This window comes from Streptomyces sp. NBC_01294 (assembly GCF_035917235.1).
Taxonomy (GTDB): domain Bacteria; phylum Actinomycetota; class Actinomycetes; order Streptomycetales; family Streptomycetaceae; genus Streptomyces; species Streptomyces caledonius.
Map to the genome: position 1 here is coordinate 7,418,948 of NZ_CP108423.1, position 14,997 is coordinate 7,433,944.

Sequence of the window (14,997 nt, forward strand, 5' to 3'; positions counted from 1 at the left end):
TTCATCTAGTCGTATGGAACTATTGATCGGTTGATCCTCGGCCAAGCTGTGCCAAAATCGGCACAGCAACGGAGCGAGGCAGGGAGCCGCCATGCCACCAGTCGACCCGGCCTTCGGTGAGGAAATGCGCCGCCGGAGGACCGCATCGGGGATGTCACTGGCCGATCTGGCTGCCAAGGTCCACTACTCGAAGGAGTACCTGAGCAAGATCGAACGGGGCATGGGCAATCCCAGCGACCAGCTGGCGCAGTCGTGTGACGCGAAGCTGCGCGCGGGAGGGCTGCTGTTCGGACTGCTGAACCGCCCGTTACCGCACGCGGGGGACGTATCCGCCGTGTCCGCGGCCGAGATCGGCAGCCCCGGTCCCTGGTCGCTGCGGCTGCGGGCCGACGGGGCGAGCGACTTCACCGCCTGCGATCCCGCCGCCCCCGCCGAGGAGGGGGCCACCGTCGCCGCCAAATGGGCCCTCACCCCGGGTTTCCAGGAGAGCGGCTCGGTGGAGGAGACCCTCACGGTCTTCCGGACCCTGTTCGACCAGCAGCGCAGACTCGGCCAGTGCTCCGGTCCGGCCGTCGTGGCGCCCATGAGCATCGCGGCGACCGCCGCACTGCGCGGCCTGGGCCGCAGCACGCCGCCCGACCGACGCGGCGCCGTCCTCCAACTCGCCGCGCACTTCGCCGAGTACACGGGCTGGATGGCGCAGGAGGCCGGCGACGACCCGGCCGCCCGGTGGTGGACCGGCCAGGCCGCGGGCCTGGCCAAGGCGGGCGGGGACGATGAGATGGCCGCGTACGCCCTGTTGCGCCAGGCGGAGATCGCCCTCTACCAGGGCGACTCGCTGTCCACCGTGGCCCTCGCGGGCGCCGCCGGAGCGCAGGCGCGCGGCCGCCGGACCAGGGAACTGGCCGCGCAGCGCGAAGCCCAGGGGCACGCGCTCTTGGGCAACGAGAGCGAGTGCCGGCGCGCCCTGGACCGGGCCGGCGAACTCGCCAGCGGCACACGGCCGCAGGGCGACGGCGGTCCGGCCCTGGGCGGCACCCACCTTCCCGACCTCACGGCCTTCGTCACGGGCTGGTGCCTACGAGAACTCGGCGAGGCCGAGGAGGCCGTCGCGCTGCTCGACATCGGGCAGGACGGCATCGCGCCGCACGCGCTGCGCGCCCGCGCCCGTCACGGCGCCCGGCTGGCACTGGCCTTGGCCGACGCCGGAGAGGTCGAACGGGCCTGCGCGGTGGCCGCGTCGGTCGCCCAGGACGTCATGACCACCGATTCCGCCACCGTCCGGACCGACTTGAAGCAGCTGCGGTCGTCCCTGGCCCCCCGGCGCAAGCACCCTGCCGTCAGTGACACCCTTCCCGTCATCGCCGCGAGCCTGCGCGCGGGCGCGGACCCGCGGGGAGGCGGTGGCTGAACCGCCGTCACGCAGGCGGGGCGGAGGGAAGACGTCCACACCCCTGCCGGTCCTCCTGCCCTCCCGAACACCCCTGCCGGCGCGTGACTTCCGGCCACCCCGCACCCGCCCTCCCGCCCTCTCGCGTCCCCTTCCAGCCCCTTCCAGCCCTGATGCCGCCGGCCCTTCGGCGGCAACGGCCATCAGGGACGCCTCGATCGTCGCTCCCGACCCCCATGTGCCCTGTTGCCTACGGATGTGGTCACAGGCAACACCATTGACCGCCCATAAAACGGCTGAGAATGTCGGGTTTACCCACCGAGCTCAACCCTCGGGTTCACCCACCGGATCCGTCGTTCGGATCCGCCCCTCGCAGACCCCCGGCCGGCGCCCGACGCCCCGTCCCGAGCCGCCCGAGGACTGCGCCCTGCGGGCGCCCCCACCGCACATTCCTGAACGCCGGGTGCGCTCCCCCTCTCCGAAACGAGGACGACATGGCCCCCTCCATCTTCATCAACTTCCGCCGTGCCGACACCGATCGCATCGGCGCGCACCTCGACACGGCACTCCAGAACGCCTTCGGCAAGGACGAGGTGTTCCGCGACCAGCGCTCCATCGCCAAGGGCGCCCACTTCCCCGACGAGATCAAAAGGAACCTGAGGAAGTGCGACATCCTGCTCGCGGTCATGGGCAAGCAGTGGGCCTCGCTCACGGACGCGACGGGCAGCCGCTACCTCGACCACAAGGGCGACTGGGTCCGCACGGAGATCGCGCTCGCCCTGAAATGGGGCCTGGTCGTCCTCCCCGTCCTGGTCGACGGCGCCGAGCTGCCCGAGGAGTCGGAACTGAGCCATGACATCCGAGCACTGACGACCCGGCAGGCCATTCCCTTCCGCCCCCACCACGAGGAGATCGACCTCCCGCCCCTCATCCAGGCGATCCGCAAGGCCGTCCCCACGCTCCGCCCCGCGCGACCGGACGACTCCGGTACCGGAAACCAGGGAGCCGTCACCGGCAACCGTTTCGACCACTCCGCGGTGGTCATCAACGGCCGGGGCAACACGGCCCGGAACTACAACCTCACCTCCGACCCCGAGGACGAGACCGAGAACCAGGGACGCCCATGAGCACGACAGACCAGCCTCCGGCGGACCACACCCCTGAGCACGGCGCCGCTGCCGAACCGGGCGCGGACGCCCCGTACGCCGACAGCGGTCCCGCCGACGCGACGGTCCCCGGGACCGAGCCCCCGAACGGCGATCCCGCCGGTCCCGCGCCCGACGCGACGCCCGGCGGCGGACCGGACGACGGGGGCTGGAAGCCCTGGGACAACCGGGAGCCCCGGGACGCCCAGGACGCGGGACCGGCGGCGGCCCGCGAACCGTCGCCGCTCCGTCCCGCGCAGCAGGACGCCGACCAGGTCGAGACGCTGGAGGCGTACAACAGCGCGCTGGCCCACAACGGCAACGCCATCACGCTGAACGTGGGTACGTCCCAGCCCGCCGAGTTCCAGCGGATGACGCTCGACGCCACCGAGACGGCCCGCCTCCACCAGCTGCACCAGCGGGTCCCGCGACAGGAGCGGATGGCCGACAGCCTCCGAGTGCACCACCTGGTCGTCCTGACCGGGCCGAAGGGCAGCGGGCGGGAGCAAACGGGCCGTGTCCTCCTGGCCGACCGCTGCGGCAGCGACCGCCTCAGCGTCCTGCACGGCGAGGAGGCCAGGCTGACGCAGGCCCTGATCGAGCGCAACGGGTCCCGTCTGCGGCAGGGGCACGGCGTCCGGGTGAACGTGGGCACCCGCAGCCCCGGCCAGGCCACGCTCGAAGCCCTGCGCCTGCGGGCCCGCGAGCGCGGGGCGTACGTGGTACTGATCGTCGAGGACGCGCGGACCGACCCCGGCGACCTGGGCCCGTACGCCGTCCACCACACCAGGCCCCAGCTCGCGGCGGTGCTGGAAGCACACCTGAAGGCGGAGCTCGCCGAGCACCGGACGCAGTGCACGGAGCCGGGCGGCTGCACCCGCGGTCGCACGCAGGAGTTCACGAGCCGGGTCCTTGCGGACCCGCGGGTGGACGGAACGCTCGCCGCGGCCTCCTCGGTCCACTGGGTCGCCCGTTTCGCCCGGGACCTCGTCTCGTGCCTGCACGGACCCGAGGAAGCCCTCGACACCCTCCTCGACACGCCCCACGGCGACCTGAGGAGCCTGGTCAGGCGGTTCCTGAAGCTGTCGGAGCCGGCGGCCGACCCGGGGGCGCCCTCCCCGGCGGCCGACCCGCACCAGCAGGCGCTGCGCATCACCTACGTGCTCGGCCACAACCTGCCGCTGTCCGACGTCATCCGGGCGGGCACGCTGCTGAGCGGCGAGGTGCTGCGCGCCGAGAACCGGGACACGGCGCCCGCCCGGCCCGTCTTCGAGGCGGACCTCGACCACCTGGTACCGCCGGGCAAGGGCATTGCCGCCGAACCGGGCGCCGGAATCTCCGACAACCCCCGCCGCGCCCGGCTCTCGGACCCGGAACTGATGCCGGCCGTCATCGAGGTCATCTGGCACGACCTTCCCTGGCTCCGAGAACCGCTCGTGGGCTGGCTGAAGAGGCTGGGCTCCGACGGCCTGGAGCGGGTCCGTGCGCGGGCCGCGGTGATCGCGGGCCACCTGCTCCGCCACGACTTCGACAGCGTCTACCGGTACGTGGTGAAGTTCTGGGCGCTCAGCAGATCGGTGAACGACCGGCGGTGCGCCTCCCTGGCCCTGGCCGTCGCGCTGGCGGCCGACGACCCCTGGCTGACGGAACGCGTCGACAAGCAGGTCGCCGACTGGGCCGGCAGCCCCAGGACACCGTTCCAGGACAGCGCCGCGCGGGCCTACGGCACGCCGGTCGGCACCCGGGACGTGCCGGGCACCCTGCCCGCCCTGCAGGCACTGGCCGGCAGGCCGGCGCTCGTGCCCTACGCCTCCGTCGCCTACTCGACCGCCGCGCTGTACCTCGCCCCCGACGGGGCGGATCCGGTCGCCGAGGCGCTCGGCCGGTGGATCCGTTCGAGCAACGACAACCTGCCCCGGCACGCGGTGCGGACCCTGCTCGTCCTCGGCCCGTTCGCCGTCGGGCCCGAGCTGGCGTACCGGCCGACCCTCGCGCAACAGGCGATGAACGACCCCGAGCGCGAGGAGACGCTCCTGCTGCTGTGGCAGCGCGCGCTGATCGACCCGGCCCACTCCGGTCAGGCATGGCAGCTGCTGCGGCAATGGCTGCTGGCCGCCGACGAGGACGAGGAACTGGCCGCGTTCCTCGAGAAGTTCGGGCTGCGCATCTGTGTCGACCGGCTCCTCAGCCGGGCCGTCTTCCACCTCCGCCGCTGGGCACGGCAGCAGCCGGAAGCCAGATGCGTGGCGCAGCTCCTGCGCTCGCTCGGCGGAGCGTGACACGCGGCTCACCCGCCGCGCGCACCCACCCGCATCAGACCCACCCGCACCCGACCCACCCAGCCCTCGGGTCCGGAACCCGCCACGGGGTTCCGGACCCCGACATCCGACACCCAGCAGCACATCCCCGGGAGGACCAGCCATGGGACGACGGCCCAAGGGCCTGCTCACCACGGTGCGCGAGGCAGTACGCACGTGGTGGCACTCGAAGTTCGACGACATCCCCGCGGAGGAGCCGGATCCGACCGGGTCCGACGCGGACGGCTCCGCGCCGGCGGCACGCAAGGACGTGTTCGTCCAGTCGCTTCCCCAGGAGACCGCGCTCGCCATGGCCGCCCGCGACGACGTGTTCTCCTTCCAGGTCTTCCCCACCTTCCAGTGGAGCAGCCAGGCCATGTCGCGGGAGACGCTGAAGACCCGCGTCCAGCAGTACGAGGGGACCGCGCGCGAGGAACTGCTCCGGGTCGCCTGGTCGGCGGCCCGCGCGTGCGACCCGGCCGACCCGGCCGCCGCCGAGACGGCGGTCAACGCGGTCCTGTCGACCGCGGGCAACTGGTGCTTCGACGACGAGAACGGTCTCATCCGCTGCACGCCCACGGTCCGGGTGCGCGTGGACCCGGCCCTGCGGGAGCACGTACTGCCCCACCACCTGGACGAGTTGACCCTCAAGGAGACGCAGAGGCTGGGCCTGATCAGGGCCGAGCGGGCGCTGACGCTCACCGAGGCCTGGCTGAAGGTGATCAGCGAGCTGGAGCTCCTCGGCGAACTCGACGCGCATCAGCGGCGCCTGCTGGTCCCGTTCGCGGCCACCTTCGCCGACCAGGAGTTCCGCAAGGTGATGGAGGCGCTGCGCGGGCACCGCCGTACGAGCATCGACGCGCTGGTGACGGCGCTGCACGCGGCCCGCGGAGACCACCAGGAGGCCGGCCTGTTCGAGTTCGCCGACGCCTACGACAAGGCCCTCAGCGCGTTCTGCCGGGAGGTGGGCGTCGGCCCGTTCTCCTGGGTCGAGAACGCCGTCGCGGCCGACGGCCGGAACCAGTGAGGCGCCCGCCGCGCCGCCGCGCGTCCCTGCCGTCCGCCACCGCCCGGACGGTCAGCGCCCTGGCCGTCCTCGGCGTGCTCGTCGCAGGACTCGCCGGCTGCGGTTCGGACGATCCGAGGGAGGGGTGCGGCTGGATGGAGACGCAGACCTCCACCCCCGACGCCGACAGCACCGTGATCCTCGTCGACGGCTCGAAGTCCGTACGCGGCGCCGCATCCGGTACCCGGGGTCTCGACTACGGGCGAGTGGTCGGCGACCTGCTCGACAAGAAGGACGAGAAGGGCGAGGTCATCTCCATCGGCACGTTCGGCGGCCCCGCCGGACAGGTCGAGTGGACCGTCGAGAGGCGGCCGGCCGACTGGAAGCGGAGCAACCCCAACCCGGACAACCAGGAACAGAACCGGCAGGACGCGAACAGGTGCCTCAAGGACGACATCACCGAGGCCCAGCAGAAGGCACCCGCCGACGGCGGCACCGACGTCCTCGCCGCGCTGGCGGCCGGCGCGGACATGTTCGAAGGCGTCCAAGGCGTACGGCGGCTGCTCGTCCTGAGCGACGGGCTGGCCACCACCGGCTGCGCCGACCTGCGTTCCGCGAGGTTCGGCTCCCCACAGGAACTCGACTCCATCGTCTCGGTGTGCGCCGCCCCCGGAAAGTTCGGCGAACTCCCCGATCTGCGCGGGGCGGAGGTCACGTTCGTGGGCCTGGGCCGTTCCGCCGGCGGGCAGCCGGCCGCGAACAGCGCCCAGCGCGCGTGGCTCGGCGAGCTGTGGAAGGCCCTGTGCGAACGCGCGGGAGCCGCCCGCGGGTCCTGCACCAGCAGCAACACGCCCGTCGGCAAGGAGAAGGAGTCCGACCGGGCCACGACCGGTTCCGTGCCGGACGACCCGGTGGTGCCGTACGGCGACGGCACGTCCCGGACGTACGCGCTGTCCGGCGAGGCCCTGTTCGACAGCAACTCGGCGCAGGTGCTCCCCGCGGCCGTGCCCATGCTCACCACCCTCGCCGCAACCGCACGAACGACCCCGTCCCTCGAGCGTGTCCTGGTCGACGGGTACGTCGATCCGCGCGGTGGCTCCGGCAACAACCAGTCGCTCTCCCAGGCCCGCGCGGACGCGGTGGCGAAGGTGCTCGTCGACCACGGGGTGCCCGAGTCGCGGGTGGAGTCGCACGGCCGGGGCCTGTCGCCGGGCTGCCCCACGGCCGCGGCCACGGAATCCATGTCCCGGGAGCAGAGGCTGCAGTGCGACCGCAGAGTGAACGTCGAGATCATCGGGAAGTGAGGTCGGGCATTCCGCTATGAAAGTCAACGGCAGCAATCGTTCGGAGCAGACGGGCGGCCCGCGTGACGCGCCCATACCCTGCCCCCAGTACAAGGTCACCACCGGCATCCAGATCGGCCGCCCTCCGGCCGGAGCGCCCGCCGACCCCGTGGACAGCCGCGAACGCGCGGTGCTGATGCGGGCGTTCAGCAGGGCCAACACCGGTCTGAGCGCGGCGCAGGAGTCGCTGGGGAAGCTGGGCACGACACTCCTGGAGACGTTCCAGGCCACGCTGACGGCCATCGACGCGGTGGAGCGGTTCACGGTCGGCCGGGCGGCGGGCGAGGCCCGGCGCCAGGCCGGCGCCGTACGCGCCCGGCACACCGCGGACGGGCCGGAGGGGCTGCGCCGCAACCGGCGGCTGTGGGGGCGGCTCCAGTGGTTCATGCTCGGGTGCAGCGCGCTGTTCGACTTCCCGTTCGTCGGCGCGGCCACGGCGCAGGTCCTGAGCGTCGGCCCTGGCGGCGTCTGGGACACCATCGTCTACGGCCTCACCTACCTGGTCACGATCGGTGTGTCCGTGCTCCAGTTCGCCCTGGGCCACCTGCTCGGGAGGTCGCTCTTCAGGTGGCGGGTCCGCGCCGGCCGCCGCCCCGAGCGAGTGCGGCGCGGCGCGCGCGCCGCCCTATTGCACTGGTGGCGGCCGGACCGGCCCCGGGTCGAGACCCGCCGGCCCGACGACCTGCCGTGGCCCGGACTGGCCTGGCCCGTCGTGGCCAACCTCGTGTTGATCACCTTCCTCGCCGTGACCGCGTACTCCCGGGCGAAGCAGAGCAATTCGTCGGCCTTCGGCGACGGCGGCGAGGCCATGGCGGTCTTCCTCATCGTCTCGCTCAGCCTCGCCACGCTGGCGACGACGGTCCTCGCGCACAATCCGTACGCGGAGAGCGACGAGGACGCGAAGGCCGCCGCGGCGGCCGTCGAGGAGCGGGTGGACGCCCTGGTGCCCGAGGCGCGGCGGCTGCTCGCCCGGCACAGCACCTCCTGGCACCAGCTGCGGGCCGCTCTGGAACAGGCCAGGGCCGACGCGCACCACGTCGTGGACGACGCCTGCGCCCTGATCGTCGAGGAGCGGGCCGCCACCGGCGTGGCCGGGACGCTGGAGCTGCCCCTGCGGGAGTACGCGTGGCCGGTGGACGAGGGACGGAGCGGGCCCGCCACACCGCGGCTGCAGCTGGAGGTCCTCGAACACGGCGACGCCCTGATGGTCCGGTACGACCCGAGCCTGTTGGAGAACTGGCTGGAGGACACCGTCGAGGAACTGAACATCCAGTTCGAGCTGCCGGACATCGAGCCGCCGGTGATTGAGCTGCCGGACGTCGAGGTGCCGGGCGCCGAGGTGCCGGGCGCCGAGCCGACCGGCATCGAGCCGAGCGCCGGCGATCCGGCGGACGCCGGGTCACGCGGTGCCGAGCCGCCTCCCGCAGAGGAGGGGGCGCCCGGCACCTGACCCGGCAGCGACCCTTCGGCGGCGCCGTGCGCCCGGTCCGGCTCAGCGGTCGGCCGGACCCGCCGTCCAGGGCCGTCGCTCCCGGCCCGGCCGGCCGCCCGTGCCGGCTCGTCCGGCCCGCGGGTGCGTCCAGGGCAGGTGGATCCCGTCCCCCTGCCGGCGCGGCACCACGTGGACGTGCAGGTGCCGGACCGTCTGGGTGGCCGCCGCGCCCCGCGAGGTGATGACGTTGCAGTCGCCCACCTCCGCGGCGAGCTCGGCGGCATGCCGCATCGTCATGGCGGAAACGGCCGGATCGGCGGCCACGTCGGGCACGTGGGTCTTGGGGAGCACGAGCACGTGCCCTCGCGTGACACCCCCTCCGCGCGGCGTGATCGCCAGGGCGTCCGCCCAGTCACGTACCACCTGCGCCGGCGCGACACCCCGCACGATGCGGCAGAACGGGCAGTCGGTCCGGGACCGGCGGTCGGGGACGGACGCGCCTTCCGTCCGACAAGGGTCCTCGACGTGGTGGGACATGACTCCTCCGATACCCATCGCCCCGCATGCGTGCACCCCGTCACCGTAGGGGGTTCCCGGACGGAACCCGAGAGGCCGTGCACGATCAAGCGCACGTCCCGCGGACGCGTTCCCACCCCTCTCACCGGGCGGCGGGAGCGGAGCCGATGGTCACCCGATGGACACCACGTGCGCCCACTCGGGCGGCGCGTCCGGTGTGTACGTCTGGTCGGGATCGTCCTCGTCCCACTGCGACTCCCGGGGGAACAGACCCACCACCGTCCGGCAGGGCGGTCGCGAGGCCGGCCAGGACGTCTGGCCGTCGGTCAGGACCACGATGACGTCCGGTCGGGGCCCCGACCGCAGGGCCTTGGCGAAGCCCGTACGCAGGTCCGTACCCCCGCCGCCCAGCAGCGGGATGCCCTCCCCGCTGCACAGCGGATGCACGATCCGGGCCGCCGCGTCGCACGGCACGACGGTGATCAGGTCGCGCCGGCCGCCGACGGCGCGGCAGATCGCGGCGACCTCCAGGAGAGCACTGCCCAGTTCGGCGTCACTGACCGACCCGGAGGTGTCGATGACCACCGAGACCCGGGGCGGCCTGCGCAGCAGGCTCGGCAGGACGGCGCCGGGCACACCGGCCGAGCGGCGCGAGGGCCGGCCGTAGCTGTAGTCGTGGGCCCCGCCCGAGCCGGAGGCCGCCGAGCGGACCGCGGCTCCCAGCAACGCCCGCCACGGCTGCGGCGGGTGGAACGCCTCCTCCGCCCACCGCTTCCACGCCCGCGGGGCGTTCCCGGGACGGCCGGTGATCCCCTGCGCCACCCGGAAGCGCACCGCGTCCCGCGCCTGTTCGCTGAGGCCGTCCGCGCCGTCCGGGCCCAGGTCCCACTCCCGGTCCAGCCCGTCGGCGCCGCTGCCGCAGTCCAGCCAGACCAGCTCCTGCGTCATCGGGCCGAGGCTGAACCGGCTCAGGTAGTCCTCCATGAGCAGCCCCGGGGGCATGCCCAGGGACTCCGGCCTCACGACGTCCTCGGGGCACGTCAACCCGTCCCCGAACACGTCGTCGTTGATCTCGCAGTCCGCGGCGATGTTCATCCGCAGCCGTTCCCCCGGGCCGGTCCGTCCGCTCTTCCGGGCGATGCGGTCACCGCGCCCGTGGTGGTCGCGCAGCAGGTGCGACACCTCGTGCACCCAGACCCCGGCGAGCTCCTCCACCGGCATCCGGTCGACGAACGCCGGTGAGACGTAGCACCGCCAGTGCCGGTCGACGGCCATCGTCGGCACCCGCCGCGACTCGACGGTGTGCAGGGCGAACAGCGCCGTCGCCAGGTACGGGCGGACCCGGGCGGCGTGCAGCCGGGCGGCGAAGAGCTTGTCGCGGTCCAGTGCCCCCGCCGTGTCCGGGCTCATCGGCCGGCCCGAGCGGGGGCCGCGGCCCGGGCCGCCGTGCGGTCCGCCGCCCGGTCCGCCCGCTGGGACAGGGTCACCACTCCGGCGAGCCGCTCGATCGACGCCGGAACGTCCCAGTCCGCACGGCGCAGTGCGGCAAGCGTGGTCGCCGGGACGACCACCAGGTCCGGTGCTCCGGTCTCCACCGCCCGGACCAGGAGCACCCACGCCGCGTCCCACCGGGACTTCTCCGGGCGGTTGCGGACGGCCGCCACCACCGAGTCGAGCACCGCTTGGCGCAGGTCACCCCGATCGGGGAGGACGGCGCCCGACGGGTCGGCGAGCAGCACCTCGGGGTCCGGAAGGTCCAGCCGGTCCAGGGAGGCCAGCAGCTCCAGCCCCGGACCGTCCCCCACGGTGCCCCTGACGAGCAGGGAGAGGACTTCCCTGGAGGAGCCCGCCGCGGTGGCGAAGGCGATCAGACGCAGGGTCATGTCCCAGCTGCGCGGGGACGGCCAGGCGCCGCCCCGGCGCGCTTCGTTGCCGGGCAGCAGGTGCACGAGCGCGGGGCGGGCGGCGAGGAGCGCGCACACCGCGCGGCGGGCGTAGCCGACGGCCGCCGGCAAGCCCTCCGCGTCGAGGCGCGGCAGGGTCGCCCGGGGCCAGGTCCCGCCGAGCCCGCGGACCACGACCTCGGGGTCGTGGGTCCACTGGAGGTGGACGAACCGGTTGGCCAGGGGAGGGCTGAGCTCCCAGCCGTCGGCCGCCGAGGACCGCGGATTGGCGGCGGCCACGATCCGGACCCCGGGCGGCAGTTGCAGGGCGCCGATCCGCCGTTCGAGCACGAGGCGGAGCAGTGCGGCCTGGACGGCGGGCGGCGCGGTGGACAGCTCGTCCAGGAAGAGCAGCCCGCGGCCGGCCCGGACCAGGCGCACGGCCCAGTCCGGCGGGGCCATCGGGACGCCGTGCTCCGCGGGATCGTCTCCGACGATGGGCAGACCGGAGAAGTCGGACGGCTCGTGCACACTGGCGATCACCGTGGTCAGCGGCAGGTCCAGGGCCTCGGACAGCTGCGTCAGGGCCGCGGTCTTGCCGATGCCCGGCTCACCCCACAGGAGCACGGGCAGGTCGGCGGCCACGGCCAGGGTCAGGGCCTCCAGCTGGATGTCGGGGCGCGGCTCGGTGGTGGTCTCGCGCAGCAGGTCCAGCAGCGCTCCGGCGACGTCGAGTTGGGAGGCGTGGGCCGGGGGGGAGAAGGCGGTTTCGCAGGCAACGGACGGGGCGCCGACGGCAGCGGACAGGGTGTCAGAGCCGGCGGAGGTGGCGTCGGGTGCAGTGAGCGGGGCGTATACGGGCATGCGTGATCACCTGTGGGTTTCGTGAAGACGTGAAGAGTCGGTGGGTGCGGGGACGGAAGGTCCCCGGTCAGCGAGAGTTCGCCCGGCGCGGGTGGGAGCGGTCGGGGTGCCGGGGGCGGCGGGCTCGCACGGGGGTCCGGCCCGGACCGGGTCCGGCCAGGCCCGCACGGAACAGTCCGTAGGTGATCCGCCGCTGGGCGGCCGCCTCCAGCGCGTCCCGCAGGGCGCCGGTGCGCAGCGTCGCGTCGGCACCCAGCAGGCCCTCGACGACGGCCAGCGCGCCGGCGGTGTCGCCGTGTTCCAGGCGTTCGCGGACGCCGGTGAGGCAGTCCGGACGGCGGTGCGCCGTGTCGATGGCCTGCAGGCAGGGGAGTGGCGTGCCGGTCAGCGCGACCAGCAGTTCCTCCCGGCGGATCTCCGCCGGATCGTGGTCCAGCGGCACGAGCACCCCGTCGACCAGGCCGATCCGGTGCTCTTCCCCCCGGCAATCGACGAGGCGCGGCTGTCCCGCCCGGTCCGCGGGCGCGGACGCCCCGGCCGGCGAACGATCCGGTACCAGTGCCGAGGCCACCAGCGGGTGCAGTCGGTCGACCTCGATCGAACCGGTCCGGATCAGCTCCAGATCGGGCAGTACCCATGCCGCGGCGTCGGGCAGGACCGGCAGCGCCGGGACGCTGCCGTGCGCGGGCGCCGCCGCGATCCGCACGACGGGCGGCCGGGGGCCGTTCCCGTTCCGTTCCGCTTCCGCGGCCAGGTCCAGTACCAGCCGCTGCCCGGCCCCGAACCGTACGGTGACGGTTCCGGTCCCGCTGGGCCGCCCCTCGGCGCGGAGCAGGATCTGCGCCTCGGCGGCCCACCGGTCGACGGCGCAGCGGTGCCCCTGCGGGAGCGCCTCCAGGAGCTCCGGGTCCAGTACGGAACGGCCCCCGCCGGGTGGCCGGTCGGCTCCGGACCGGACCCGCAGCTCGCCGGCCCTGCGGGCGTCCCACAGGTGGCGGTGCAGGTCGAGGCGGAAGCGCCGGTCGGGGCGGTCCCGGCGGCGCGGATCACCCGAGAGGCCCGCCTCGGAGCGCGATCCGTCCCACAGCGCGAGGCTGATCCGCTGACCGCCGTCCGCCCAGGCCGGTGGGGTCCGGGCGACGAGGTACACCGGGCGTGCGTCTTCGCGCCCGGCCGTGTCGTACCGGGCCAGGGCGAGGCTCAGCCCCGGGCGCAGCAGCCCGTCGGGAGCGATGCGCGGCATGTGCCAGCGCAACAGGTCGGGTGCGAGGTGGCGGAGATCGGCCCGGATCCGGGCCGCGAGGTCGTGGCCGTGCGAGCGCGCCACGTGGCGCAGGTTGAAATCGACGTCGATGCCTGCGGCGGCGCACGCGCCGGCCCAGTCCCCGACGGAACGACGGGCGGTCGCAGACTCGATCATGGACGGCGGTACGGCGTACTCGCGTACCCGTAGCCAGAAGGAAAGGCGGGAATCCCCGTACGCGGCATGAGTGAGCATCAGCACTCACCTTGCGCGGACGGGACCCCCGATCTGTGAGCAGAATGAGTGGTCATCGCGGTGATCGTATAGGCCCGGATCGCGATCGGCCAGGTGTTTCCGGTCGGATGCCCCGGGCCCCCGGGCTCCTGGGCCCTCGCGCTCCCGGGCCCCCGAGCCCGAGCCCCCAGCCCCCGGTCCTAGCGAATGCCCTCGGGCCAGCGGTGGTGGTGCTGGTCGATGACGTAGTGGTGGCCGTGCCGCCAACCGCCCCCGGCCGGGCGGGCGTCGGCGAGGTGTGGGTGGCCGGGCGGCAGGTCCGGGTGGACGTGTTCCAGCAGGTACGGGTCACGGGCGGGCCAGATCACGGCCGCGGCCACGGTGGAGGCGAGGGCAACGGCCCCCAGGACCACGGCGGTCAGCGGCAGGCCCGCCTCCGTGCCGAGCCGCCCGGCCAGGGGATAGGTGAGCAGCCAGCAGCCGTGGGAGAGGGAGAACCGGGCGGCGAAGGCGGCGGGCAGGTCCGCGTCGGCGCTGGAGCGGCGGATCACGCGGCCCCCCGGAGTCAGGACGGCGGAGCAGGCCGCGCCGATCGCGGCCCAGAGCACCAGGAGCGCGGGCCAGGACCAGGCGGCCGGGGCGGTCGCGGTGAGCGCCGCCGCGGCCGCGAGGATCACCGGGAGGGCGAAGGCGGCGCGGACCATCACCGCCCGGTCGGTGGCGCGCCGCAGGAGGCGGGGCAGAGCCGTCGCGGTCAGCATGGAGCCGGCGCCGTACGCGCCGAGGGCGAGCGACACGGCGCCGGCCGGGCGGTCGAAGTGGTCGCGGACCAGGGAGACGGTGTTGACGAAGACGATCGATCCGGCCGCGGCGACCGCGAGGTCGAGGGCGAGCAGGGCCCGCAGCCGGGGAGTGGCCCGGAAGAGCCGGGTGCCGAAGGCGGCCTTGGCGTACACACCGCCGGTCCGCTCCACGGGGGCCGGCCTCGGCAGCGCGGTGGCGACGACGAGCGCGGCGGAGGCGAGGAAGCCGACGGTCGTGCCGGCGAACAGCCACTCGTAGGAGACCAGGCTCAGCACGGCCGCGGCCAGCGCCGGACTGAACAGGCTCTCCAGGTCGTAGGCGAGCCGGCTCATCGACAAGGCCCGGGTGTAGTCGCGTTCGGCGGGCAGCACCACGGGGAGGGTGGCCTGGAAGACCGGGGTGAAGGCCGCCGATGCCGCCTGGAGCAGGAAGATCAGGAGGTGGACCTGCCAGACCTCGCTGACGAACGGCAGGGCCAGCGCCACGCCGGCGCGGGTGAGGTCCATCGCCGCCATGAGGGTGCGGCGGGGCACCCGGTCGGCGACCGCTCCGATCACCGGGGCGATGGACACGTAGGCGATCATCTTGATCGCCAGGGCGGTGCCGAGGACCGCGGAGGCGCTGTCGCCCGCGAGGTCGTACGCGAGAAGGCTCAGGGCGACGGTGGCGAGCCCGGTCCCGACCAGGGCGACGACCTGGGCGGTGAACAGACGGCGGTAGGTGCCGTTGCGCAGTACGGACAGCACGGTCCCCGTCCCGGTCGGCGGATCGATGACACCGGGTCAGCGTAGCCAATATGTGCGTACCTGTGCACGTGTTGGAGCCGGGTGCGCGCAACGC

General features: G+C 74.0%; 11 protein-coding genes. 6 read left to right on the forward strand and 5 right to left on the reverse strand.

Features of this window, described 5'->3' with window-relative positions; genetic code table 11:
• Positions 1-91: 91 nt before the first annotated feature.
• From OG534_RS33605 to OG534_RS33630, 6 genes are all read left to right on the forward strand, one after another.
• Positions 92-1,411 carry a helix-turn-helix domain-containing protein gene (locus OG534_RS33605; protein ID WP_326593140.1) on the forward strand — a complete coding sequence of 440 codons (1,320 nt, stop codon included), beginning with the start codon at positions 92-94 and terminating at the stop codon, positions 1,409-1,411.
• 473 nt (positions 1,412-1,884) lie between these two features.
• The gene (locus OG534_RS33610) at positions 1,885-2,517 is read left to right on the forward strand and encodes a toll/interleukin-1 receptor domain-containing protein (protein WP_326593144.1); all 633 of its coding nucleotides are present in this window, start codon (positions 1,885-1,887) and stop codon (positions 2,515-2,517) included.
• A complete protein-coding gene (locus OG534_RS33615) occupies positions 2,514-4,814 on the forward strand; it encodes a hypothetical protein (protein WP_326593145.1) in 2,301 nt (766 codons plus the stop codon). The genes OG534_RS33610 and OG534_RS33615 overlap by 4 nt, the downstream gene beginning before the upstream one ends.
• A gap of 142 nt (positions 4,815-4,956) precedes the next feature.
• Positions 4,957-5,859 (forward strand): hypothetical protein, encoded by a 903-nt coding sequence (locus tag OG534_RS33620; RefSeq protein WP_326593146.1) that lies wholly within the window; start codon positions 4,957-4,959, stop codon positions 5,857-5,859.
• Positions 5,856-7,142 (forward strand): OmpA family protein, encoded by a 1,287-nt coding sequence (locus OG534_RS33625; protein WP_326593147.1) that lies wholly within the window; start codon positions 5,856-5,858, stop codon positions 7,140-7,142. Before OG534_RS33620 ends, OG534_RS33625 begins: the two co-directional genes overlap by 4 nt.
• Positions 7,143-7,158: 16 nt before the next feature.
• Positions 7,159-8,631: a hypothetical protein gene (locus tag OG534_RS33630; RefSeq protein ID WP_326593148.1), complete on the forward strand. Its 1,473-nt coding sequence runs from the start codon at positions 7,159-7,161 to the stop codon at positions 8,629-8,631.
• Positions 8,632-8,673: 42 nt separating this feature from the next.
• Here OG534_RS33630 and OG534_RS33635 read toward each other — a convergent pair whose 3' ends face one another.
• From OG534_RS33635 to OG534_RS33655, 5 genes are all read right to left on the reverse strand, one after another.
• On the reverse strand, positions 8,674-9,150 hold the full coding sequence (locus OG534_RS33635) for an HIT family protein (protein ID WP_326593149.1): 477 nt from the start codon (positions 9,148-9,150) through the stop codon (positions 8,674-8,676).
• Between the two features lie 150 nt (positions 9,151-9,300).
• A complete protein-coding gene (locus OG534_RS33640; RefSeq protein WP_326593150.1) occupies positions 9,301-10,539 on the reverse strand; it encodes a vWA domain-containing protein in 1,239 nt (412 codons plus the stop codon).
• Positions 10,536-11,876 carry an AAA family ATPase gene (locus OG534_RS33645; RefSeq protein ID WP_326593151.1) on the reverse strand — a complete coding sequence of 447 codons (1,341 nt, stop codon included), beginning with the start codon at positions 11,874-11,876 and terminating at the stop codon, positions 10,536-10,538. The genes OG534_RS33640 and OG534_RS33645 overlap by 4 nt, the downstream gene beginning before the upstream one ends.
• Positions 11,877-11,943: 67 nt before the next feature.
• Positions 11,944-13,374 carry a hypothetical protein gene (locus tag OG534_RS33650; protein WP_326593152.1) on the reverse strand — a complete coding sequence of 477 codons (1,431 nt, stop codon included), beginning with the start codon at positions 13,372-13,374 and terminating at the stop codon, positions 11,944-11,946.
• Between the two features lie 179 nt (positions 13,375-13,553).
• The gene (locus OG534_RS33655; protein ID WP_326593153.1) at positions 13,554-14,903 is read right to left on the reverse strand and encodes an MFS transporter; all 1,350 of its coding nucleotides are present in this window, start codon (positions 14,901-14,903) and stop codon (positions 13,554-13,556) included.
• Between the last annotated feature and the right edge of the window lie 94 nt (positions 14,904-14,997).